The organism is Williamsia limnetica (assembly GCF_003217475.1).
GTDB classification, from domain to species: Bacteria; Actinomycetota; Actinomycetes; order Mycobacteriales; family Mycobacteriaceae; genus Williamsia; species Williamsia limnetica.
In genome coordinates this window covers 421191-445531 of record NZ_QJSP01000003.1, presented here as the reverse complement: position 1 = coordinate 445531, position 24341 = coordinate 421191, and the positions used below count along the sequence as shown (strand labels likewise).

Below are 24341 nucleotides of genomic sequence, written 5' to 3'. Positions count from 1 at the left end.
ATCGGATCCGTGATGTACAAATGCGTGGGGCATCCGCGACCACCAGATCGTCGTAAGCGATCGCGAGGGCAAGGTCCTGTCGACCTGGTTGATCTGCGTCGCGAAAGGGGCGGCCAGCCGCGTATTGTTCACCGGGCTGCGACGGGCAGTTCCCAAGTCGCTCGCAACTGCGAGAAGGTATGGACTCGTTAGGTCGTCCAGCGAATACTTGAGCCGCGCTAGTGGCGTGTGCATTCACACGGTCTGATAACTCTCGAGGAACTTTGACGGCAGAGTAACTACTCGCGAATTCGCTATCGGCAAGATCAGCCAGATCTGTTGTCTCGCACTTTCGTCGATTGTCGCGGTCGAGGAGTAGGTCGCGTCGTCGAATGGGGCTGCCAGCTATGGCGGGAGCCCGCGCAATCATTCCTCAAACCCTTTTTGATCAACCTTCGGAGATTCATGACTATTTGGGCTGACGTCCTGGTTCGAGCGTCCGCGGCGCTAGCTGCCATCTACCTGTTCTACTTGGCGGCTAGTACGAAGTGGCCGTCAAGCTACTACCTCCTAGACGATGCTATCGGGGCTCGAGTATCGAAGACGACGTTCTCGTATCTGTCGTTCCGCTTCCTGCCACTCTTCGTAGCGTCCCTGTGTGCGATGGGTTATCTCTCAAACGTGACGGAGCGTTTGGCGGTCGCTTTGTGTATCGGTGTGGGGCACCTCGTAATTTCGGTTGTCCGAATAAATCCGTATACAAACCCGGGTCCGCGACGCGAAAAGTCGTGGTATGTGCTCCAGGCTGCAGTGTTGCTAGTGTCGGTGTGCTTTCTAGCAATCGCAGTTTGGTTAGCCCCGTTGTTCGGTACCACCCTGCCGCAATGGCGAGACTTTACGACGGCAATAGTTACAGCGCTGATAGTTGTTTGCGTTGGTGTGTTCATTCAAAGTGCGACGTCTAAGGATGTCGCGGTGAACTCGAACTCGATCGACCTTGCGCGGCGGCGGTATAAGCCAATGGTGGACCGATTGGCGCTTGAGCACGGTGTCGACAGGTCGTTCGCGCTCGCGCTTGTGATCGCTGAAGACTTGCAACGGCCCAGATGGTTCCGTGTGATCGAGCGTCGACTTGCGCGGGCTAGGCTTGCTCGTACCGTTGGCGTCGGTCAGTCGACCGGGCAGTGGTTTATCACCGACGAGCAGGGGATCGCCATGTTGCTCTCGTCCATCGGTTCGCTCAGTTCGGCGGACGGGGACGTGAGCAGGGCGAAAATGGCAGCAGCGGCTGAGAAGTGCAACGAGGGCGATGGCTACGTTGAGTTCGTCCTTCGCATACATGGCCTGCTCGAGCAGGGTATTTACAGAACAAGTCTGCTTGACACGGATGGCAATCCATTAATTACTGCGAGTCCGCTGAGCCTGTTGCGAGGCGAGTGGGTGGTGTCGGGAGATGTTGGACCGTCAGTTCATGCGATTACCATTGTAAATAATACAACGCGTGAAATTAGAAGCCCAGCCTTGCATAGCGCGCCGGGCCTGACGCGCACCTCATGGTCCGCAACGCTGCCGGTTGAGTGGACTTCAATCACCGTTCTGCCGGACCCACATGTGACGGGGGACTACCGTAGCGAGGTTGCGCTCTGGCCTCCGTATTAATCCGCAACCCAGCCCGCCTACCTTCCAGATTGGCGGGCTGGTTTAGTTCGGAACCATCCTGCTTGGGAGGATGCGAAAGGGAGCGGCGCAAGAGAGACTATGTCTCGCAGGCCACCCCGTCGCCATCCCGATCGAGCTTGCTGCTGTACCCGGGCTGTCCCGCGTAGATCGGAGCCGCGCCCGCAGCGCGGACCGCAGAACAGTTCGCGTACGAGACCGGCGCATCGACGACGGCCGGTGGTGTGTAGACCGGCTCCGGCGGTGGTGTGTACGCGGGAGCCGGGGGAGGCGTATTCGCTGGGCGAACCGGTGCCGGAGTCGACGTTCTCGGAATCGGGGTGGCGGTCTCGGTTTCGGCAATGACCGGCGTTTCGGGCATCGTGGCACCGCAGGAGCTGAGAACGCTTGCAATCGCATCCTTCTCGGCCTGCGTGACCCATAACTGGTACGCGGACTTCACGTCCACTTGCCGGGCCACATAGGTGCAGCGGTACGACTTGCTCGGCGGCAACCAGGTGGCGGCGTCGCCGTCGCTCTTCTGCTGATTGGTCGGTCCGTCGGTGGCTTGCAGGTTGCGAGGGTCGTTGGCGAAGTCGATGCGCTTGGCGGGGCTGAGTTGCTGGGCGCCCTTCTGCCAGGCATCGGAGAGCGCGACGACGTGGTCGATCTGTACAGCACTGGAGGTGTCCTGGCCGCGGAGGAAGTCGATCGACGTGCCGGTGTACGGGTCAGCGAGGACGCCGGTCTGCACCGCGCACCCCTGCGATCCCGCCTTGAAGACGATCTGCGTCAGGTCCCGGCGCAGGATGTCGTTGCGCGTGTCGCACCCGTTGCGTCCACCTTCGACGGACACGGCGTCGGTCCAGGCCTCGCCGAAGAGGCCGCGGTCGTAGCCGGTCTTCGGGGCGCGGCCTTTGACCGCCAGCGCATTCAGCTTCGTCATCGCAGCGTTGGCACCGGGAGCAGCCGTCACCTGCGCGACTGGCGTCGCGACCGGGAGCGCCTTCTCCGTCGTTGTCGCCGGTGCGGTGACCGTCATCGTGGTTGTGCTGGGTGGAGCAGGCGCCGTGTCGGCGACCGTGGCCGGCTTCTCGTCTTCGGTCACCGCACCAATGGTGCCGAGCGCCACGAGCACTGCGACCAGCCCTCCGGCCACCCATGGCCACCTGCGCTTCTTCGGAGGCTGCGGGGCCGGTGGACGGTCGCAATTGGTGGGCATGGCAAATGGATCAGACATCGCGGAGGGGGTGGCCTTTCGGGTGGGAGCCGCGAGGGGGAGTTGCGGCACTCAGCCGGATATAGCTGCCCGGACCCCGAGTGTTACCGGGAGACGACGCTTACTCCAGCGATCGAGGTGCGAGAGGCTGATTACTGACCCCCAGGGCGAGCGGCGACTGCTGCAGCACATAGGCGACGGCTCGCTGAGTGGCGGGTAACCGATGCCGGAACCGGGTCGCCGCATTAGACGTCTAAGGACTTGTTGTGACGATTGAGGAAGTCCATGGATGTCGCGGAGCATCGCTTGGGCGGTTTGGAGCGGTGATGAGGCAGCGGGCATGTGCCGCAAAAGTCGCTGCCGTCCTATGGATAATGGCGTTCGCATTGCCTGGTTGCGCGCTTGATGGGGTAGCCAACCAGGTAGATGCGGCGGCTGACTCGACAGACAAGATCGATGAGATGAACCGGCGGTTAGCGAGACTGCCCCGTCTTGAGCAAGTCGCCGCCGAGTACGAGGCGTTCGCGTGGCGGATCGCAGCCGCGGTCGAGAAAGTCGCACCCGAGATGATGTGGGAAGAGGGCCAAAGCGTAGGTAAGATGGCCTGCTCGGGCGATCTGGCCGAGAGCGACGGATTCGTGATCTCGACAACGATGTTGGTGTCATCGGTTCCGATTCCCGCAGACAAGTGGTCGCCGGCTTCGGCTGCGGTTCAATCGGTTGCCGCCGAGTTCGGATTGACCACCCTGACGACCCGCCAGGATCGCCCCGGCAGCCATGACGTGATGCTGAGCGGCCACGATGGCGCATCAGTCACTTTCGGTAGCCGAAAAGCCGCGCTCATCGCGACGACAACACCGTGCCGCCTGGAAGATCGGCGGAGCACGTGAGCGAACGAAAAAGCCCCCGGTGCGAAGAACACGGGCGCGGATGTAACCACCTCTCCGTGGCGGTGCCGAGATGAAGTCGCGCTCTCGGGGAAATACAGGCGACGGCGGCTGGGCGTTGCCGACATGGACAGTTGTTTTCGGCGGCAGTTTCCTGTGCGTTGTAGTCGTCCAACTGAACCGTTCATACCTTGCGGGAGAGTAGTCGGCGCGGCCTTTCCTTGAATCGCTCGTATTCCTCTGTACCTCAGGAATTGTCGCTTCCGTCTTGATGATGACCCTGCGCAAGCGGGTCGCGCGCCGCTCTTCCGCGATGATGGCGATGCTAAGCGCCGTGGTCGGTGTGCTGTACGTCTTGTCGGTTGTGATCTATGGCTGACAAACGAACAGAATCAGACAGTGAGCGCTGGTACGGCATCGAGAGCGCGTATGCGGCCGGTGCCGTAGTCGTCGGGTTCGCGGCTTCCGTAGCGCTGTTCGCTCCTGGGCTGATGCTATTTGTTGGCCTCTTGGCGTTGGGAGGCGGACTGCTCATGATCCCGCTGGACGGACGCCAGCGCCGAATCGCAGCGGGCCTACTGACCGGACTGGCGACCATCCCTCTGCTCGGGCTGAATTGGTATCTATCCGAACTCCTACGCGACCTTGTGACGTGAGCCTGTGGTTGTCCTCACGCAGCCGACGCCACTGACGAGTGAGCTGAGGGTCAGCCGGACAGAGTTCCTCGGCGTTCCATTACCAAGAGCCTGTTGATCGATGGACAATCGCATGATGACGCACCCAGAGACGATGGCAGGCGGCGGGCAGTACAACGAGCACTCAACGGCGCAATTGAGCGCCGCGGCACGTGCCTTCCCACTGCTTCGCGAGGCAGCTGCAGTAGCGCCACCGACCTCCGGCGGGCTCCTGACGATCGCCGACTACGGATGCTCGGAGGGTCGAAACTCTCTGGCCCCCATGCGCGCCGCGATCGAGGTGATGCGCCGCGTGAACTCGGCCGATACGCCGATCAGTGTGGTCCACACCGACCTCCCACAGAACGACTTCAGCTCGCTGTTCGCCACCGTCGCAGCCGATCCCGGCACCTATACCGGATCCAATATCTACACCAGCGCGGTCGGGGAATCGTTCTACCAACACATTCTTCCCCCGCACTCGGTCTCGCTCGGGTGGAGCTCGATTGCCCTGCATTGGCTCAGCGCGGCTCCGGGGCCGCTCGACGGGATTTGGTACACCGACGGGTCCCAGTCTCAGCGCGACCGCTGGGCTCAGCAGGCGGCCGACGACTGGGCCCGGTTCCTCGACGCAAGGGGCCGCGAATTGGTGCCGGGAGCGCGGCTGATCATCGTGGTCGGGTCGGCTGACCCGGCCGGAAACAGCGGGGCCGAAAGCGTGATGACGACACTCCGCCTTGTCGCCGGGGACATGGTTGAGGCCGGTCGTCTGCCCGCGACATCGCTCACGCCCATCCCGGCGTGGTACCGCACCGCTGCCGAGTGGCAGGCGCCATTCCCGCACGCCGACTTCACACTTGACCACTTTGACGAAGTCGTCCTCGGCGATCCAATCGCCGAGCAGAATGTGGACGGCGACCGTGCGCAGTACGCCCGCGACGTCGCCGAAGCCATCCGGGTGTCGTTCGGTCCGTCCCTGCTTGCTGCCATCCCCAGCGAAGACCGCGCGGCGATCGAGCACGAACTGTTCACCGAGCGACTGACCGCCGCCATCGGCGAGGACACTGCAGTGGGCTTCGAATGGCGCCTCGCGATCATGAGCCTCAGCAGGAGCGCAGCCGACTAACTATCCGCCGAGAACCGCACGGCAGCCCGAATTTGCGCCGCCACCGACCGTCCGGCCCCGAGCGGCCACCGGTGCATCACGTACTCCGCCGCCTGATCAACGCTGAGTTGGCGGCTCGAGTTTCCTGTGCGCAACCAGAACTCGGTGGTCGAGTTCTTCGTCGCCGGCTTCAGATACACCGGCCGCGGCGACGGGGGACAGGTGACCCGGCAGACCTGGCGGTCCCCGTCGTCGGTAGGCACAGCCTCGATCGCGACTCCGACGATGGCCGCGGTGCTCTGGCCCAGCGTGGTGGTCAGCAGATCGCGGAGCCACAGCTCGAAGCGGTCGGCGTCGGGGTGCCGCAGGGTGCCGAAGTCGGGGTCGAGACCAAGAGGGTTGCCCTCGTCGTCGACGCCGATGAGCAGGTTGCCGCCGTCGCCGTTGAGGAACGCCGAGACGGTTTTGACGATGACCTGCTCCATCTTGGCGTCGCGCTCACCGGTGTGGAGGTTGACCCGGGCTGTCGATTTGAACTCCACCTGAGCGGACTCGCCGGCTGCCAGCAGCGAGCTGACGGTCGCGTGTTCCGACCTCTGGAAGTGCGCTGCAACGGCGGCGTACACGGTGACGCTGAGAATCGACGACACCAGCGCGAGCACCACGGTGAGCACGCTCCACACCTTCAGGTCCGGATCGATCGCGCCGGCGATGAACAGGCCGACCGCAGAGCCGAGAATCGACAGGAACATCCCGGTGGTGGCGTTCAACCGGGCCCGATGCCGCACCAGCCAGCGGGCCACGGAACTGAAACCCCACGCCAGCACCAGCACGATCACCAACGCCGCCGCGGTAGCCCACACAGGGGTGGCGATGTGGAGCGTGGTGTCGATCGGAGCATTGGACTGGTGCACGGTGGACAGTATCCCTGACGCCACGAGTTAGCGCGTGGACCGGTGCGTCGTCATCGGTGCCGGGGTTCTTGCCAGCTGCCGGTGTTGTAACACCGGCAGCGTCACGGAAAGCCGGTATGGCCGGCGATCGGCCCGAAGACGCCTGTACCTCTTGCGCACTCGCGCTGCGCCTGTCACTCTGGAGAACATGACTACAGGAAAGGCGGATTCCGCCACGCATCCGTGAGCGCCGCATTCGGGTCGCCGATTCTCGGGGACCATGAGCATGTCGAGTTCGATTCAGAGCACCACCGCACCATCGCTGCCGTCCACGCGGAGTGGCTGGCTGCTGCGTTGGCCACCGGACCGAGTGAACGAGCCGCTGCGGAAGCAGCTGTCTCCCAGCTGTATCGGCTGGCCGGACACCCTCAACCCGAGTTTGTATGGGTACCGTCCCCGCCTGCGGCGTCGGAACTGATCTCAACCAGTGGACTCTCCGAGGGCGGCCCCTTCTTCACCGGCGATCGACAATCGGCACACGCCGGCATCGCGGCCGTCATCAACGCGTCGAAGCGGCGCATGGAAGTTCGAGTCAACCCGCCACGACCCCCGCGGCGACAAGGGTGGCAACCGCCGCCGCCTCCTGAGGAAGAATCCGAACCGAGAGCGCAAGCACGCCAACAGGTCCGCGACCCACTGAAGACCACGGTGAGCGTCGGAATCGCGGTAGGAATCCGCAAGATCACCCCGTCGATCTCCGGCTACGTCACCTGGTACGGGCAACACGAGGCACCCTGGATCGCGCATTGTGACGTCGGCCGCCGACTCGGACTGGCACAGTACTCGCCCGAAGACGCGGAAGTGCTCGACATCCACTGTGCAATAGCAAAATCCACCGGTTGGTGGTGGCCGTTCGACCAGGTCTGCGTGATGGCCGAGCGACCGATCGCGCTGCTCACAGAACCCGCTCCGGACGCCCGGTACGGCCAGCGTCGGCTGCACCACCGAAGTGACCCGGCGATTGCCTTCGCTGATGGGCACGAGGTGTACGCGGTCAGCGGCACCATCATTCCGAAATGGGTGACCACGGATCCGACCGTCGAGCGCATCAATCGCGAACGCAACGTCGAGATACGACGGAGCGCTATCGAGCGTATCGGCTGGGAAAACTACATTTCCGAGTCCAACCTCACGCTGATCGACCAGGCCCAAGACCCCGGGAACGATGCAGGCACGTTGGCGCTGTACGCAACCCCGCCACGGGTGCGGCCACACGGACGAATACTGCTCGTTCTGAACGGATCCCGTGAACGCGACGGTACCCGCCGACGCTACGGACTACCGGTGCCCGACGGTACAACCTCCGCCCTCGACGCCGCCGGCTGGACCTACGGCATCAAAGGATCCGACTACGCGCGGCTGGTCCGCCGCACATGAGCCACAACCATTTTCCAACAACACAACCCAAGGTGACCACCATGAACTCCACCATGACCCTCTCCGATCTCACCGCCTACACCGGCCTCGACGTCTTCGACTACCTCGACAAAGAGGTATCGATCCCGGTGGTCGACGGTCTGCAAGCCCAAGGCGACCTCATCGTCGTCCCCGCAGACCTTCTCCCGATGGTCGCGGCGTTCGCTGACGCGATCCCCAAACAGGTACCGCGATCGGGAGTTGAATTGCTGCGCAGCGCAGCCGGAGGCAATCCCCACAGCCTCGTCGCCGAAGAGGGTCGCTGCACGTGGACGTCGAAACTCTACGATCCTCGACGTCTGGCGCTCGGCATCGTCGACACCGAGGTGGTCGCGTACCTGATCCACCCCGAGCAGCGCCACCGGCTTGGCACCTGGACGCTACGTGATCGGTCGGCAGCGCGAGTACGACATGAGCATCCCGCAGACCAGATCACGCGCATTCGCCAACGTCTCCACAACGGGTGCCCGCTACGTCGCTGACTGACCCACGGCCGCTGCGCGGTCGCCCGCCGGATGCCACCACCGCACCCACCAACGGAGCATGCCGACGAACACGACGGCCCACACGGCGAGCGCGATCCACGATTCCCAGGTACCGAGTAGTTTCAACCACTCGGTACCTCGGATGGCACCCAGCTCGCGGCTCGCCTCGCCGTACATGCCGATCGGGAAGACCATCGACCAGAGCGCTGTCCGAAAACCGATCACGGCGCCACCGCGGCTGTGATGCCAGACCATCAGCGCGATCAGCAGCGGGATCAACCAGGTCGCGAACGACCACAACGCCATGCACACGGTGCCGACCACATCGGGGTCGAGCAGCGTCTGTTCTTCGGCCACGACCAAAATCTCAGCCCCGGCCAACACGGTGATCGCCCCCGAGCCCATGAACACCCAGTAGGGCGCGACCTCATCCGACGCTCTCAGTGGATGGGTCAGGAGTCGGGTTGCCACCAGCGCAGCCACCACCACCAACTGCAAGATTCCGACACTCCAGCACAGGGCCGCCACGGCAGCGAAGAACGACAGTTGGGCTTCGTGTGCCAGGGCTGCAGACGTCACTGCCACGGACTGGGTGGCAACCACCCACAGGAACCACGTTCCATTGACCCGTCCCAAACCAACTACGGACGACTCCGCCTGCGCTGAAGCGATGGCCAACCCGACGGCCAGGTAGCCGAGAATCAACCACGAGACCGCAGCAATGATCGTGAAAGTGGCTGCGGCCCAGTCGAGGTGTAGTGCAGAAAACCGCGCCCCGAGGACTCCGCTGGCTGCAGTGAACGCGAGCACGGTGAATCCCTCACCACGGATCCGCTCACCGACTCCCGTGATGAACAGGGCGTTCAGGACGACGCACACCACAAGCACGCAATAGCTGATAACCGCGAGAATGAACATGCCGAACGAGAGTTCGTGGGCCCGGGTGTTGTGCATCGCCGTCGAGACGATTCCGGTTGCCATCACGAACGTGAACTGACCCAGTCGGCCATGGGGAAGTCGCGAGCGCCACGAGGTGTAGTTCTCTGTCGCCATCGTCGGAATCTTAGTATGTCTGAAGGAACTTCGGATTGAATTTCTGATCGTCAAATCTGGCTGATAGTCAAGCCTATTCATTGGACAAGATGTACAAAGGGAATGCGACTAAACAACACTGAAGTTTTTTGTAGCGAAAGTTCGCGTTTTTCTCAATGAGTCTCTCAAGACATTTCTTTTTCGTATGGTGGCCCTATGGCTCGGCCAACGTATGTTGATTCACACGGGGTCCAGGGTGACGCCGCCAAAGCACTTCTCGACGTGGGTAAGTTCTTTACACGCTGGGATGAGAGCGAAGACGGCCGGATGGTCTTTCGTCAAGGCGGCCGAGCGGGCGACGTGTTCTACCGGGACCGTTGGAGTCATGACAAAATCGTCCGCTCCACCCACGGCGTGAACTGCACCGGATCGTGCTCGTGGAAGGTGTACGTCAAGGACGGCATCATCACCTGGGAAACCCAGGAAACCGACTACCCCTCGGTCGGCCCGGACAGCCCCGAGTACGAGCCCCGCGGCTGTCCCCGCGGCGCCGCGTTCTCCTGGTACACCTACTCACCTACGCGTGTTCGCCATCCCTACGCCCGCGGTGTTCTGGTCGAGATGTATCGCGCGGCAAAAGCCCAGCTCAAAGATCCGGTGCTCGCCTGGGCCGACGTGGTCGGGGATCCGCTGCGCCGAAAGTCGTATCAGCAGGCCCGGGGCAAGGGCGGCCTGGTGCGGGTCTCCTGGGATGAGGCCATCGAGATGGCCGCCGCCGCGCACGTTCACACCATCAAGACCTATGGTCCCGACCGCTGCGCCGGCTTCTCCCCGATCCCGGCGATGTCGATGGTGTCGCACTGCGTGGGTACCCGTTTCATCCAACTCATCGGTGGGGTGATGACGTCGTTCTACGACTGGTACGCCGACCTACCGGTCGCCAGCCCACAGGTGTTCGGCGACCAAACCGACGTCCCCGAATCAGGCGACTGGTGGGACGCCACATACCTGATGATGTGGGGCTCGAACGTCCCGGTCACGCGTACGCCGGACGCGCACTGGATGGCCGAGGTTCGGTACCGCGGCACCAAGGTGGTCGCCGTCAGCCCCGACTACGCTGACAACAGCAAGTTCGCCGACGAATGGTTGCCCGCCCAGGCCGGCACCGACGCCGCGCTCGCGATGGCCATGGGACACGTCATTCTCACCGAGTTCTTCGTCAAGAAGTCGGTACCGTTCTTCACCGACTACATCAAGACCTACAGCGACCTGCCGTTCCTCATCCATCTCGACGAACACGAGGGTGCCTACGTGCCCGGGAAGTTCGTCACCGCCGACGAACTCGCGAGCTTGCCTGACGGCGCAGAGGCTGACGACGACGTCTGGAAGACGGTGGTTCTCGACGACACCACCGGCGACCCCGCGGTGCCGAACGGGTCGCTCGGGTTCCGGTTCTCCGCGGCAGGCGAAGGTCGCTGGAACCTCGACCTCGGCGACATCGAGCCTGTGCTGACGTTGCTGGACCGCGACGGCGCCGACAACGTCGAGATCCTGCTCCCAGCCTTCGACGCCCCCGACGGCTCCGGCTCGGTCCTACGTCGCGGAGTGCCGGCGACCCGAGTCAACGGCGCACTGGTGACCACGGTCTTCGACCTCATGTTCGCGCAATACGGCGTCGCCCGCGACGGGCTTCCCGGGCAGTGGCCCACCGGATACGACGACGCCACCACGCCGTACACCCCCGCATGGCAGGCCGAGATCACAGGAGTCCCCGCCGACGCCGCGATCCGGGTGGCCCGCGAGTTCGCCACCAATTCCATCGATTCCGGCGGACGATCGATGATCATCATGGGCGCCGGCATCTGCCAGTGGTTCCACGGCGACGCCACCTACCGCGCCATCCTGTCGCTGCTCATCCTCACCGGATGCATGGGCCGCAACGGCGGCGGCTGGGCCCACTACGTCGGCCAAGAGAAGTGCCGCCCCATCACCGGGTGGATCTCGCTGGCCAACGCGCTCGACTGGTCGCGACCGCCACGGACCATGACCGGAACCTCGTACTGGTACATGCACACCGACCAGTGGCGCAACGACGGCTACTCGACGGCATCGCTGGCCTCCCCGCTGTCCAAAGGCACACTGACACACGAACACACCGCCGACGCCATCGCGCAATCGGCGCGCATGGGGTGGATGCCGTTCTACCCACAGTTCGATCGCAACCCTCTTGATCTCGCAGACGAGGCGAACGCCGCAGTTGACGCCGGGGCCGCAGACACTGTCGGGAGTTATGTCGCCGAGAAGTTGCACGACGGCGGCCTCACACCGGCGATCACCGACGTCGACGCACCCGAGAACTGGCCGCGGACCCTGGTGCTGTGGCGCTCGAACCTCATGGGGTCCTCGGCCAAGGGCAACGAGTACTTCTTGCGCAATCTTCTCGGCACCCACCACAACGTGCTGGGCACCGAGAACCCGCAGACACCGCGACCGAAAGACGTGCGGTGGCACGACGAAGCACCCGAGGGCAAGCTCGACCTGCTGATGTCAGCGGACTTCCGGATGACGTCGACGACGCTGCTCTCCGACATCGTCTTCCCGGCTGCCACCTGGTACGAGAAGCACGATCTGTCCTCGACAGACATGCACCCGTTCGTTCACGCGTTCTCTCCGGCGATCGACCCGCCGTGGGAAGCCAAGTCCGACTTCGACCTCTTCCACCTGCTCGCCGAGAAGTTCTCGGCGCTGGCAAAGACCCACCTCGGGGTGCGTCATGATCTCGTCAGCGTCCCGATGCAGCACGACACCCCCGGTGAGATGGCTCAACCCCACGGCCGGGTAACCGACTGGAAAGACGCGCCGACCCCGGGAACGCCGGGGAAGAACCTGCCGAACTTCACTGTCGTCGAACGCGATTACACCGCCATCGCGCACAAGCTCGCAGCCGTCGGACCGTTGGCCGACAAGCTCGGATTCACGGTCAAGAACGTCACATACGACGTCGCCGAGCAGAGCGATCGGCTGGCCGCGAGCAACGGCGTGATGCCGTCGGGCCCCGCCGAGGGACGCCCGGCGATCGACACCGACGTGAAGATGGCGGAGGCGATCCTGACCTACTCCGGGACGACCAACGGGGCTTTGGCGCTGGACGGCTTCGACAAGTTGCAGAAGCGCGTCGGGAAAAAGCTCGACGATCTGGCGGCCGGGTCGGAAGAAAAACGCATCACCTTCGCCGACACCCAGCGTGCGCCGGTCCCGGTCATCACGTCGCCGGAGTGGTCGGGATCGGAGACCGGTGGGCGCCGCTACGCACCGTTCACTGTGAACATCGAACGGCTCAAGCCCTTCCACACCCTGACCGGTCGAATGCACTTCTATCTCGACCACGACTGGATGATCGACATGGGTGAAGCGCTACCGATCTATCGCCCGCCCCTGGATATGCACCGGCTGTTCGGCGAGCCGCGTCTGGGATCCGACGGTGCGCAACAGATCACCGTCCGTTACCTGACGCCTCACTCGAAATGGTCGATCCACTCGGAGTACCAGGACAACCTGTTCATGTTGTCGCTGTCGCGGGGTGGTCCGACAGCGTGGCTCAGCCCGCAGGATGCCGCCGCCATAGATGTGGTCGACAACGATTGGATCGAATGCGTCAACGCCAACGGCGTTTTGGTGTGCCGGGCCATCGTCAGCCACCGGATGCCCGAAGGCGTGACGTTCGTCTATCACGCGCAGGAACGCACCATCGACGTTCCGAAGTCGGAGGCGACCGGTCGCCGCGGCGGCATGCACAACTCGGTCACCCGGCTCTTGGTCAAACCGACGCATCTCATCGGTGGCTATGCCCAATTGTCCTACGCCTTCAACTATCTCGGGCCGGCAGGCAATCAACGCGACATGGTGGCCACCATTCGCAAACGTAGCCAGGAGGTGACGTACTGATGCGAGTCATGGCCCAGGTGGGCATGGTGATGAATCTGGACAAGTGCATCGGGTGCCATACGTGCTCAGTGACGTGCAAGCAGGCGTGGACCAACCGCGCCGGCACCGAGTACGTGTGGTTCAACAACGTCGAGACCAGGCCTGGGCAGGGGTATCCGCGTCAGTACGAGGACCAAGAGAAGTGGCGCGGCGGCTGGCATTTGAACTCCAAGGGCAAGCTGCGGCTGCGGACCGGAGGCCGGTTGCAAAAGCTGCTTACCCTCTTCGCCAGCCCGGTCCAGCCCACGATCTCCGACTACTACGAGCCCTGGACATACGACTACCAAACGCTCATCGACGCACCCTTGGGCGACGACTTTCCGGTGGCCAAGCCCAAATCGCTGCTCACCGGTGAGGACACGAAGATCAGCTGGTCGGCGAACTGGGACGACAACCTCGGCGGCGCAACGCAGTACGGAGACCTCGATCCAATTGTCGCGAAACTACGCCGCGACTGCGAAGACGCAGTGAAGTTCAGTTTCGAGCAGACCTTCATGTTCTACCTACCGCGGATCTGCGAACACTGTCTCAATCCGTCGTGTATGGCGTCGTGCCCGTCGGGGGCGATCTACAAGCGCAGCGAAGACGGGATCGTGCTGGTCGACCAGGATCGCTGCCGCGGCTGGCGCCAGTGCATCACCGGATGTCCTTACAAGAAGATCTATTTCAACCACAAGTCGGGTAAGGCAGAAAAATGCACGCTGTGTTATCCACGGATCGAGGTCGGCCAGCCGACGGTCTGCTCGGAAACGTGCGTGGGCCGGCTGCGGTATCTCGGGATCTTCCTCTACGACGCCGATGCCGTCGCCGACGCTGCGTCGACCCCGGACGAGAAAGACCTGTACGAGGCGCAACTCGATCTGATGCTCGATCCTGATGACCCCGTCGTGATCGCGGCCGCCCGGGCCGACGGGATCCCCGACGACTGGCTCGACGCCGCTCGCCGGTCCCCGGTCTATGCACTGGCCAAGAAGTACCGGGTGGCCCTTCCGCTGCATCCGGAATACCGCACCATGCCCATGGTTTGGTACGTCCCGCCGCTGTCGCCGATCGTCGATCTCCTCGCCGAACAGGGGCACGACGCGGAGGGTTACGGCACCTTGTTCGGCGCGATCGATGCGCTGCGGATCCCGGTCGAGTACCTCGCCGAGATGTTCACCGCAGGCGACACCGACGTCATCGACACCGTCCTCAAACGTCTGGCCGCCATGCGCGCGTACATGCGCGACGTCACTCTCGGTCGCGAACCGAACCCCGACATCCCGGCGTCGGTGGGTATGACGGAGGAGCAGGTGTACGAGATGTACCGCCTCATGGCCATCGCCAAATACGAGGACCGGTACGTGATCCCGACTGCGCACCTCGAACAGGCCGAAAAGCTGGACGAGATGGGCTGTTCCCTCGACTACGACGAGGGCCCCGGCATGTTCGAGTCGGGCTCGTTTGGGGAGGCCAGTGGGACACCGGCACCGGTGTCGGTCGAGACGTTCCACGCTCTCAAGCAGCGCCAGACCAGCGACACCGCCGCCGGCGCCGACAGCCTGGCCGGCCGGGTGAACCTGCTCAACTGGGACGGAAATGGTGTGCCGTCCGGGATGTTCCCGAAGAACTCGGAGACGCCGTGAAGTGGCGGCGCGGAGCCCGTGAGGTCGATCATCGGGTGATCTACCAAGCCGCCGCGTGGTCTCTGGGCTACCCGGATGCCGAGCTGCTCTCGAGAGTGGACCTGTTGCGCGCGGCGCTCGCCGAGCACCCTGACCGCACCACGGCAGACCCGCTGGCGCGCTTCGTCGAGTATTTGGCCGGGTCCGATGGTGAAGCCCTACGGCGTGAGTACGTCGACGTGTTCGATCTGTCGAGGAAACAGACGCTCTACCTGTCGTATTGGACCGACGGGGACACCCGCCGGCGCGGAGCAGCCCTCGGCGAGTTCAAGCAACGCTATCGCGACAGCGGCTACCTCGTCGACCTGCACGGCGAACTGCCCGACTTCCTTCCTGTTGTTCTCGAATACTGTGCCCGCGCCGAATCCGGCGCCGGACTCGAGCTGCTGACGACGTACCGGCCCGCCCTCGAACTCATCCGGTTCGGGCTACTCGACCTCGGCACCCCTTACGCCGGGGTGTTGACTGCGATCTGCACCGGATTGCCCGGCGCCTCACCCACAGATCGTCGCTCCGCGCTCGCCATGCAGTCGTCGATCCCCACCGAAACCGTTGGACTGGAACCGTTTGACCCGCGCTTGCTGCCCATCGCCGAGACGAGGTGACGACATGGACTGGATCCTCTGGGGTGTTCTTCCGTACCTGGTGATCGCACTGCTCATCGGCGGCACCATCTGGCGCTACCGATACGACAAGTTCGGCTGGACCACCCGGTCCTCGGAGTTGTACGAATCACGGTTGCTGCGCATCGGTTCACCGCTCTTCCACTTCGGCATCCTGGTGGTCATCATCGGTCACGCGATCGGGCTGGTCATCCCCGAGTCGTGGACCGAGTTCTTCGGGATCTCCGAGAACCTGTATCACCTCAACTCTGCGTTCTTCGGGCTCATAGCCGGAATCTGCACGCTGACCGGTCTCGCGATCCTCGTCTACCGGCGCCGCACCACCGGCCCGGTGTTCATGGCCACCACCCGGAACGACAAGGTGATGTACATCGTGCTCACCGCCGCACTACTGCTGGGCTTCTACTGCACCCTGCTCGGCGCCCTACCCGATCAGAAAGGCGTGAACTACCGGGAAACCGTCTCACCCTGGTTCCGGTCCATCTTCTACTTCCGCCCTGATGTCGAAGCGATGAACAACGCGCCCCTGCGCTTTCACATCCATGTCCTCGTCGGGATGCTCGTCTTCGCAGCGGTGCCCTTCACGCGGCTGGTGCACATGTTCACCGCCCCGGTGCACTATCTGTTCCGGCCCTACATCGTGTATCGAAGCCGCGATCGACAGTCGGTACCAGGCAATCAGCAATACCGGCGTGGCTGGGCGCCGGTCGGAGTCAAGGACCGTGAACGATGACCACCGCAGTACAGACTCCGGTTGATCGGCGTCAGCAATCGCTGAACTTGGTCCTCGCGACGGTAGCGTTCACCATCAGCTTCTGGGCGTGGAACCTGATCGGGCCCTTAGGGGTTCGCTACGCCACGGACATGGACCTGTCGGCGACCGCCAAGTCGGTGCTGGTGGCCATCCCGATTCTGGTCGGCTCGCTGGGACGCATCCTCACCGGTGCGCTCACCGATCGGTTCGGTGGCCGCATCATGTTCCCCGTCCTGCTCCTCGCATCCGTGCCGTTTGTCCTACTCGTGGCCCTCGGCGGCCACCTCGACAACTACACGATCCTGCTCGTGGCGGGGTTCTTCCTCGGTATCGCCGGCACCTCGTTTGCGGTCGGCATTCCGTTCGTCCAGGCGTGGTACGACAAGTCTCGCAGAGGATTTGCCACCGGCATTTTCGGCGCCGGCATGGGCGGCACCGCGCTCTCGGCGTTCTTCACCCCGCGGTTCGTCGAGTGGTTCGGCTACGTCGCGACGCACATCATCATCGCGGTGGCGTTGACGGTGGTCGCCGCCATCTGCTGGATGTTCCTACGTGATTCGCCGCGCTGGTCGTCGAACCACGATGCGGTGGTGCCCAAACTCGTCGGTGCCGCCAAGCTCCCGATCACCTGGCAGATGGGGTTTCTGTACGCGGCAGCGTTCGGTGGCTTTGTCGCGTTCTCGACCTACCTGCCCACGTACCTCAAAGACGTGTACGACTTCGACCTCCAGGCAGCCGGCACCCGCACCGCAGGGTTCGCGATCGCCGCGGTCATCGCCCGGCCGGTCGGCGGCGTTCTGTCGGACCGCTTCGGGGCGCGACTGATCACTGCAATCTCCTGCGGTGGAGCCGCCGTGACGGCGGTGTGGATGATCACCCAGCCTCCGCTTGAGTTCCCGGCCGGCCTGGACTTCGTTCTGACAGCCGTCTTCATGGGCCTGGGGTCGGGCTCGGTGTTCAGCTGGGTCGCCAAAGAGGCGCCCCAGGAACGGGCAGGGTCGGTCACCGGCATCGTCGGTGCAGCGGGTGGACTCGGCGGCTTCTTCCCGCCACTGGTCATGGGAGCCACCTACGACTCCGCCGACCACAGCTACACGATCGGGCTGACCCTGCTGGTGATCACCGCGGTGCTCGCCACACTGTTCACGCTGTTCGGCATCAAGCACCGGGAGCCGGGCAAGCTCACGCGGTGATCGAGAGGATCCCGGGGCGCGGGCCGATCACTCCTGCGCCGGGCTGCTGTCCCCGTACTCCTCGATGATCCCGTCGAGGATGGCTTGGATGCGGTCGGCGTGGGTCTCGACGGGGGTCACGGTGTCGGGCCAGTCTGCGACTTCGTCCAGCATCCAGTCGACCCACGAGATGATGTGGGTGAAGTGCCCGACCATGTACTTCGCGGACATCGCGAGCACGTGCTGACGGCCGGGAAACGAGCCGGCGCCGGGGGTCTTGATCAGTCGGGCGTTGGCGACGAACACCTGGCGCTTCATCTCCGCCTGAGCGCGCACCGTCCGCAGGGTGTTGCGGAGGTCGTCGATGGACCCCAGGTCGGCCACACAGACCCGCAGGAGGCCTTCGAACTCCATGGTCGAGGCCTTGGTCTCGGTCGCCATCCACTCGGTGATGGCGGCGCGACCTTCCGGGGTGATCGAGTAGATGGTCCGGCTGCGCTGCGTGCCGGTGGGTTCGGTGCGGGCCGTCACCAGCCCACGCTCCACCAGCTTCTTGGGTGCGTTGTAGCGCTGGCGATCGGCCCGGGGGACGATTTCGGACATGCCTCGGCCGATTTGCTCGGCCACTTCGTATGCCGACCAGTCCCGGGCCGAGAGAATGCCCAGGATGGCGTAAGACATCGTGTTGAGGTCGCCTTGTGGCACAGCAACCTCTCTTCCTAAAACTGCGACAACATGAATGCGGCCGACAGCTTAGCAACGATGAGGGTGGGTGCCCGACAGGGTGTCGAGCACCCACCATCACCGGTCGAACGAGTGTTATCCGCCGCTGGTGTCGTCAGCGACCTCGTCGATGTCTCCGCCCGTGTCGGCGGGCGGCTTGCCGTAGATGAACGGCACCAGTTTCGAGGCGACGACGGCGGCGGCGGCGTTGCCATCGATGGTGGGGGCGAGGTTTGCCCACACCACCATGGTCACGCCGCTGGCCGGGTCGTAACCCATGAACGAGTTGTACCCGGGCATCTCACCGATGTGTCCGTACATCGGACCCATCTGGGCGATCCCGTATCCGTAGCTTGCGCCTTCCGGCTTGGCCGGGTCTGTCGCCTGCACACTGTCGATCCGCAGCTTCTGCGTCGCCTCGTCGAGCAGTTCGCCGTCACCCATGGCCTTGACCCAGGTGGCCAGATCGTTCGCGGTCGAGATGCCCTGCCCGGCCGACCACGTCCACGACGGGTTGTCGTTGGTGGTCACGCGAGGCGCGACTCCACCGGCTTCGATGGCCGCGATCCGCTCCGGGGACAGCGCCGGTTCGTCGAGCGTCTCGACGTTGCCGCTGTAGGAGTAGCCACTGGCATAGGGGGCGGGGATGGACGTGTCGGTGTTGGCGGGGAACGAGCTGTCCGTCATGTTCAGCTTGCTGAAGAACCGATCCTGGAAGATCTGGGCGATCGGTTTGCCGTCCAGCTGCTCGGCGATGAGGCCGAGCAACACTGTGTTGGTGTTGGAGTAGTGATAGCCGCCGCCCGGTGGGAAGTACGGCGGATTGGCGAACGCCAGGCCCAGCAACTGCTCAGGCGTCCACACCTTCTGCGGGTCGTTGTCGAGGGCCTCGTTGAGGGTGACCGTCTCGGTGTAGTTGTACAAGCCGCTGCGCATGTCCAACAGCTGACCGATGGTGATGTTCGCACCGTTGGGGACGTCGGGACGGTACTTGCTGACCGGGTCGTCGACGGAGATCTTGCCTTCCTGCACCATCTGCATGATCGCGCTGCCGGTCCAGGTCTTGGTGTTAGAGCCGATGCGCACCTTGGTGTCGAGGTTGGGTGCGTCTTTCGAGTCACTGGAGACGGTGCCGTACGACTTGACGTACTCACCCTGCGGGGTGCGGATCAGCACCATCATCCCGATCTCGCGGTACTCCTTGGCGAGGTCGTCGATGGTCTTGTCCATGGCCGCGGTATCGAACGGCACGAGCGCGCTCGACGACGATCCGCCCGAACTCGGCGAACCGCTGGCCGTCGACGAACTCGCCGAATCCGACGAATCGTCCGACGAGCAGGCGGTCGCGACCAGCGCTGCCGACAGCATCATGGCCAGCGCTGCCGACCGAACGCCACGTGGCATTCGCCGACGATCGGCTCGGGGGACTGCTCCACCTGGTGACATGGTGTTTCTCCTTGACAGTGGTTGTGCTGCATCTTCTGACATGGCAATTTCCGAAATCATTGGGGTGCTCGCGTGAACGTGCCGAGGCCGTCTCTGTCGAAGTACTCGATGGTCATCGAGGACGCAGGTCCGGCGCCGGTGAACTCGGCACCGGTTGGGCCTGCGGCGTTTTCACCCTCGGGATCGAACCAGTAGGTGTCGCCCTGGTAGTGGGTGAGCGGGTAGCTCTGCTGCAGATCCCTGCCGATCTTGAGGACAAGGTTGTTGCCCTCGGCGACCACGTCGGCCGGACCGTAGAGCGGGCTGACATACCTCCCGATGTAGTCGGTCGCCGGCCGAGCGGGCGCGGCGTCGGCCGGAGGGTTGGCGTAGTCCACTTCAGAGCGCCCGGCGTTGATGACCATTTCGAATTGTCCGGCGATGAATGGGGCCCAATCGACCGTCAGCTTGCCGTTGCTGACGTAGTCCAGGAACTGGGCCGTGATCGTCTCGGCGACCCCGACCGGCGCGGTGTTGGCCAGGACGACGATGCCGAGTTGTTCGCTGGGCAGCATCTTGACGTCGGTGCTGGCGCCGAGCGCAAAGGCGCCGGCGTGCCCGATCTGTACCCGGCCATGCGCGTCGGTGTCGACGTTGAAACCGATGCCGTAGAAGCCATCTCGCGCGCCCGGTGTCGTGGACGGGTGGGCGAACGAATGGGCTTGATGGGTGAACTGCAGCTCCTCGGCGTCGACGACCTGCTGTCCGTTGAACATGCCGTCGGCCAGTTCCATCTGAACCCACTTGGCCATGTCGTCGACCGACGACATCGCGCCGCCGGCAGGAGCCTGCTCCGCGGGGTTGCTGACATACTCCGCCGCCCAGGTCTTGGCGTCGGCGTCGGAGAGCTGATGGTTGTACGCGCGGTTGGGGGAGTTCAGCCACTCGTCGTACCGGGAGGTGGTGTTCTCCATCCCGAGCGGTTCGTAGATCGCCTGCTCCGACAGATCCGCCCACGACATCTCCGAGGCGTTGGCCGCGGCATTGCCGGCAATCGAGAATCCGTAGTTGGTGTAGTCGTAGTGATCGCGGAAGGGATACAGCGGAAACTGGTTGAGTCGGCTGATCGTCTCGGGATAGCTGTATCCCAGGTCTTCGAGCAGATCGCCGGCGTGATCGGGCAGACCGGAGCGGTGCGACATCAGATCGGTGTAGGTGGCGTTCGCGGTGACATACGGATCGGCGACGGCGAACCCGGGCTCGTACCTCTTCACCGGGTCGTCCCAGTTGATCTTGCCGTCTCCGACGACGGTTGCCACCACGCTCGAGGCCAACGGTTTCGACACCGACGCCAGTTGGAACATGGTGCTGGTGTCGACCTTGCCGGATTCGCCGACCTTCTTGACGCCGAACCCCTTGGCGTACAGGACTTCACCTTTGTAGACCACCGCGACCGCCACTCCGGGAGCTCCGGTGTCGGCCATGATCTTCTCGACGTTCCCGTCGAGCTGGTCGATGGCCGAGTCGACGCCGGCGCGGTCGATCTGGGGGGCCGGCACGCTCGGTGGAACCTCGGCGAGCGAGGTGGAGGATGAATCGTCAGAGGACGAGCACCCCGAGAACACCAGTGCAACTGCAGTGCCGAAAGCCACTGCGGTGGTGATGTAGGTACGGGGTCGCCGCCGTCGTGGGAAGTTGGCGCGCGGTGACAACATGATGCTCCGTCTGAGCTGATCCAAAAGCTGGCCCGCGTGCGGACTTTGCCCGACGCTTGTCGATCCTTTGGTGGAGGATTGGTAAAACGATAGTAGCGCTTCTGAATGCAAAGTACAGTATGCAAGTTGCACCAACTCTCGGGTAGATTGCGGTGGTGCCGACATGCCCGCCGGGGGCCCGGCAAGCACGGCGCGGCGTAGCGTCGAACACTCGAAGGTGGTTTTCATGCCCATGCGACGTCGGCAGACACGCGCAGTCAAGTCGCTCATCGCGGTCGGGGTGGTCTCCGGACTGCTGCTGACGGCCGCGTGCTCCGGTGACTCGTCGGACGACTCGGACTCGAAAGAGGCGCAGGCACAGCAGATCCCGGCCGAGGCCGCCGCGATCATGGAGACCGATCCCTACACCGCGGCGCGGTGGTCCTACCTGGTGGTCGACCCTGACACCGACGAGGTCATCTACAGCAATCAGGCCGACACCTTCATGTTCCTGGCGTCGCAGACCAAGCACTTCACCGTCGGAACGGTGTTCGACGACCTGGGCGTCGACAAGAAGGTCACGACCCCCGTGTACGCAACCGCCGCACCCGCGGGTGGGACCCTCACCGGCGACCTGGTGCTCGTCGGGTCGGGGGATCTGGCACTCGGTGGCCGTAACGCCGACCAGGGCAAGTTCGACTTCGCCACCGACGGCATCGACCATGTCTACGCCGACGCTCTCCCCGGTGCGGTGCTGGCACCCGGCAACCCGCTGGCCGGCCTTGACGCGATGGCCGAACAGGTTGCCGCATCGGGGGTCACCCGCGTCGACGGCGACGTCCTCGTCGACCCGCGACTGTGGGAAACCTACGACACCGTCGAGGGCCTGGTGCCGTCGATCTTTGTCAACGACAACCTCGTCGACATCCAGGCCTCACCGGGCGAGCCCGGGCAACCCGCGACGATCCAGATGCTGCCGGGCAACGGCCTGTTCACCATCGACTCGCAGGTGACCACCGGTGCCGCGGACAGCGACTCCAGCTTGAAAGTAGCCGCCGACGAAGCGAATCCGACGCTGCTGCGCGTCACCGGATCGGTGCCGGCGGGCAAGACCTCGCTGACCGTCTACCGCATTACCGATGCCTCGAGTTGGGCTCGTCAGCTGTTCATCGAAGCGTTGCAGCGTAAAGGCATCACGGTGGCCTCGACGTCGAAGTCGAACAATGATGCCGCACTGCCGGCCACCGGCAGCTATCAGGACAACTTGCGGCTGGCATCGCTCGAGTCGGCTCCACTCGGTGAAGCCGGCGGCATGATCCTGGCGACCAGCTACAACACCGGCGCCAACACGTTCGTCTGCCTGCTGGCCGTCGAGGCCGGTTCTGACCAGTGCGAAGACGGGCTGCCCGCAATCCGGGACCTGGCTGCCAAAGCCGGTGTCCCGGCATCGGACTTCGTGATCATGGACGGCCAGGGCGGTGACCCGTCGTCGGCGACGCCGACCGCGGTGGCCACCTGGCTCAAATGGGTCAGCGACCAGCCGTGGGCCGACACCTTCTGGAGCGGTCAGCCCATCCTCGGCGAGCGTGGGTCGCTGTCCGGGGTCGGTGTCGACAGCCCGGCCAAGGGCAAGGTGATCGGCAAGACCTCGACGTCCGCCGACGTGGAGCCGGGTACCGAGCGGCTTGTCATCACGACCCAGGGTCTGTCGGGTTACCTCGACGTGGGTGACGGCAAGCGACTGCTGTTCGTGACTGCCGTGAGCAACGCCGTCTTCCCTGATCTGCCGCGCGGGGTGTTCCAGGTCGGCGACGACGTGGGCATGGTCGCGGCGGCGTTCCAGCAGGCGCAGCAGAAGTAGCCGTCTCTGCAAACCCACCCGTTCTGGTCAAACCCACGAGGCGCAAACCCTTGGGTTTGACCGGAAAGAGTGGGTTTGCGGCAAGGAGCACGCGCGGAAGTCACTTCAGACTGCGACGACCTCGAGTAGGTCGGCGAGCCCCGCGAAATCCGAGGGATTGCGAGTGAAGAGGCGCGCATCGTGCGCATGGGCGGTGGCGGCGATGAGTAGATCCCTGGATTGCGCGCGCGGCTTGCGTCCCGCGTCGACCACTGCGGCGGCGATCTGCCCTATTGCTGCAACCCCTCGACATCATCTTTGTTATGGTTCGGTCATAAAGGACAGTTCAGCCCTGTGCTGTCGAGGTTTCTCGACTCGGGGGATGGGCGTGTTCGATCGTCGTCACTTTCTGACCGGGCTGGCTGCGGTCGGAGCCGGGTTCACCGCGCTCACCGTGGTGCCCAGCGTCTTCACCAGCGCTCGCGCGTACGCCAACTCGCTGCCGCCGGTCCGTGAAACCGTCTGCGGAGTCCTGGCTTTCGTCGTCCCCGGCGACGACCACTATTCACGGGCCCAGGGGATGGCCACCGGCCGTCCGGGCGGCGTCACGCCCGGCACTGCCGATTCGTTGACCCGCACTCTTGATCGGGCGGTGCCGTTCCCGGTACTCGGCCCGGCGTTCGGAATCACCCTGCCTGGTGCCGCCGCGATCGCCGCCCTGCTGAACCTGATTGCGGTGTCCATCGAACCGAACTCGGTACGCGGCGCGTTCTCCGCGCCGTTCGCCAACCTGTCGCACGCACGCAAGGCCGAGGTGTTCGACGTTCTCGATACTCACCCGCTGATCCCAGGTCTCCCGATCAAGTTCGCCGTCAACGCGATTCCGACCCTTGCCGCGTTCGCGGCCTACTCGGAGACCTCGGCGTTCGACCCCCGGACGCGCACACTCACCGGCCGACCTGTCGGCTGGGAGCTGAGCAAATACGACGGCGTCAGCGACGGGTGGGACGAGTTCCGCGGGTACTACCGGGGAGTCCAGTGATGGTGGTGCTGCAA

The 24341-nt window shown here is 64.0% G+C and carries 19 protein-coding genes and 1 pseudogene; 13 read left to right on the top strand and 7 right to left on the bottom strand.

Annotation, left to right across the window (positions count from 1 at the left end):
* Window positions 1–954 precede the first annotated feature (954 nt).
* On the top strand, window positions 955–1638 hold the full coding sequence (locus DFR67_RS30185) for a hypothetical protein (protein ID WP_146240392.1): 684 nt from the start codon (window positions 955–957) through the stop codon (window positions 1636–1638).
* Window positions 1639–1735: 97 nt separating this feature from the next.
* Here the strand turns inward: DFR67_RS30185 and DFR67_RS07190 are convergent, their stop codons facing one another.
* Window positions 1736–2875: a GmrSD restriction endonuclease domain-containing protein gene (locus tag DFR67_RS07190; RefSeq protein ID WP_425451253.1), complete on the bottom strand. Its 1140-nt coding sequence runs from the start codon at window positions 2873–2875 to the stop codon at window positions 1736–1738.
* A 305-nt stretch (window positions 2876–3180) separates the two neighbouring features.
* Here DFR67_RS07190 and DFR67_RS07185 point away from each other — a divergent pair, with 305 nt between their 5' ends.
* From DFR67_RS07185 to DFR67_RS07175, 3 genes are all read left to right on the top strand, one after another.
* Window positions 3181–3744, top strand: a complete 564-nt coding sequence (locus tag DFR67_RS07185; protein WP_110468685.1) for an LppA family lipoprotein — start codon at window positions 3181–3183, stop codon at window positions 3742–3744.
* A gap of 368 nt (window positions 3745–4112) precedes the next feature.
* The gene (locus DFR67_RS07180) at window positions 4113–4397 is read left to right on the top strand and encodes a hypothetical protein (RefSeq protein WP_110468684.1); all 285 of its coding nucleotides are present in this window, start codon (window positions 4113–4115) and stop codon (window positions 4395–4397) included.
* 115 nt (window positions 4398–4512) lie between these two features.
* The gene (locus DFR67_RS07175) at window positions 4513–5541 is read left to right on the top strand and encodes a class I SAM-dependent methyltransferase (protein ID WP_158539915.1); all 1029 of its coding nucleotides are present in this window, start codon (window positions 4513–4515) and stop codon (window positions 5539–5541) included.
* Here the strand turns inward: DFR67_RS07175 and DFR67_RS07170 are convergent.
* A complete protein-coding gene (locus tag DFR67_RS07170; protein WP_211324957.1) occupies window positions 5538–6434 on the bottom strand; it encodes an ATP-binding protein in 897 nt (298 codons plus the stop codon). The genes DFR67_RS07175 and DFR67_RS07170 overlap by 4 nt on opposite strands.
* Window positions 6435–6656: 222 nt before the next feature.
* Here DFR67_RS07170 and DFR67_RS07165 point away from each other — a divergent pair, with 222 nt between their 5' ends.
* Window positions 6657–7850, top strand: coding sequence for a DUF6745 domain-containing protein (locus DFR67_RS07165; RefSeq protein WP_110468682.1), 1194 nt, complete (start codon window positions 6657–6659; stop codon window positions 7848–7850).
* 41 nt (window positions 7851–7891) lie between these two features.
* Window positions 7892–8375: pseudogene (locus DFR67_RS07160) on the top strand (hypothetical protein).
* Here the strand turns inward: DFR67_RS07160 and DFR67_RS07155 are convergent.
* Window positions 8360–9427, bottom strand: coding sequence for a tellurite resistance/C4-dicarboxylate transporter family protein (locus tag DFR67_RS07155; RefSeq protein ID WP_245937788.1), 1068 nt, complete (start codon window positions 9425–9427; stop codon window positions 8360–8362). The pseudogene DFR67_RS07160 and the gene DFR67_RS07155 sit on opposite strands and share 16 nt — an antisense overlap.
* 195 nt (window positions 9428–9622) lie before the next feature.
* On the opposite strand from DFR67_RS07155, the gene DFR67_RS07150 reads away from it, so the two are divergent.
* The 5 genes from DFR67_RS07150 to DFR67_RS07130 are packed head-to-tail and all read left to right on the top strand — an operon-like array spanning window position 9623 to window position 17624.
* Window positions 9623–13351, top strand: a complete 3729-nt coding sequence (locus tag DFR67_RS07150; protein ID WP_110468681.1) for a nitrate reductase subunit alpha — start codon at window positions 9623–9625, stop codon at window positions 13349–13351.
* Window positions 13351–15015 carry a nitrate reductase subunit beta gene (gene narH, locus DFR67_RS07145; RefSeq protein ID WP_110468680.1) on the top strand — a complete coding sequence of 555 codons (1665 nt, stop codon included), beginning with the start codon at window positions 13351–13353 and terminating at the stop codon, window positions 15013–15015. The genes DFR67_RS07150 and narH overlap by 1 nt, the downstream gene beginning before the upstream one ends.
* A complete protein-coding gene (gene narJ, locus DFR67_RS07140) occupies window positions 15012–15659 on the top strand; it encodes a nitrate reductase molybdenum cofactor assembly chaperone (protein ID WP_245937787.1) in 648 nt (215 codons plus the stop codon). The genes narH and narJ overlap by 4 nt, the downstream gene beginning before the upstream one ends.
* 4 nt (window positions 15660–15663) lie before the next feature.
* Complete coding sequence (gene narI / locus DFR67_RS07135) at window positions 15664–16410, top strand: respiratory nitrate reductase subunit gamma (protein ID WP_110468679.1); 747 nt, start codon at window positions 15664–15666, stop codon at window positions 16408–16410.
* On the top strand, window positions 16407–17624 hold the full coding sequence (locus DFR67_RS07130; RefSeq protein WP_110468678.1) for a nitrate/nitrite transporter: 1218 nt from the start codon (window positions 16407–16409) through the stop codon (window positions 17622–17624). The genes narI and DFR67_RS07130 overlap by 4 nt, the downstream gene beginning before the upstream one ends.
* A 27-nt stretch (window positions 17625–17651) precedes the next feature.
* Here the strand turns inward: DFR67_RS07130 and DFR67_RS07125 are convergent, their stop codons facing one another.
* From DFR67_RS07125 to DFR67_RS07115, 3 genes are all read right to left on the bottom strand, one after another.
* Entirely contained in the window at window positions 17652–18284 is a 633-nt protein-coding gene (locus DFR67_RS07125; protein ID WP_245937786.1) for a PadR family transcriptional regulator, read from the bottom strand.
* Window positions 18285–18422: 138 nt separating this feature from the next.
* The gene (locus DFR67_RS07120) at window positions 18423–19730 is read right to left on the bottom strand and encodes a serine hydrolase domain-containing protein (RefSeq protein ID WP_245937785.1); all 1308 of its coding nucleotides are present in this window, start codon (window positions 19728–19730) and stop codon (window positions 18423–18425) included.
* Window positions 19731–19828: 98 nt separating this feature from the next.
* On the bottom strand, window positions 19829–21466 hold the full coding sequence (locus tag DFR67_RS07115; protein WP_110468791.1) for a serine hydrolase: 1638 nt from the start codon (window positions 21464–21466) through the stop codon (window positions 19829–19831).
* 226 nt (window positions 21467–21692) lie between these two features.
* Between DFR67_RS07115 and DFR67_RS07110 the strand changes: the two genes are divergently transcribed.
* The gene (locus DFR67_RS07110; protein WP_245937784.1) at window positions 21693–23306 is read left to right on the top strand and encodes a D-alanyl-D-alanine carboxypeptidase/D-alanyl-D-alanine-endopeptidase; all 1614 of its coding nucleotides are present in this window, start codon (window positions 21693–21695) and stop codon (window positions 23304–23306) included.
* A gap of 105 nt (window positions 23307–23411) precedes the next feature.
* Here DFR67_RS07110 and DFR67_RS07105 read toward each other — a convergent pair whose 3' ends face one another.
* Window positions 23412–23558 carry a PIN domain-containing protein gene (locus DFR67_RS07105; protein WP_245937783.1) on the bottom strand — a complete coding sequence of 49 codons (147 nt, stop codon included), beginning with the start codon at window positions 23556–23558 and terminating at the stop codon, window positions 23412–23414.
* 109 nt (window positions 23559–23667) lie between these two features.
* Here DFR67_RS07105 and DFR67_RS07100 point away from each other — a divergent pair, with 109 nt between their 5' ends.
* Window positions 23668–24327: a hypothetical protein gene (locus DFR67_RS07100; RefSeq protein ID WP_110468675.1), complete on the top strand. Its 660-nt coding sequence runs from the start codon at window positions 23668–23670 to the stop codon at window positions 24325–24327.
* The last annotated feature ends 14 nt before the right edge of the window (window positions 24328–24341 follow it).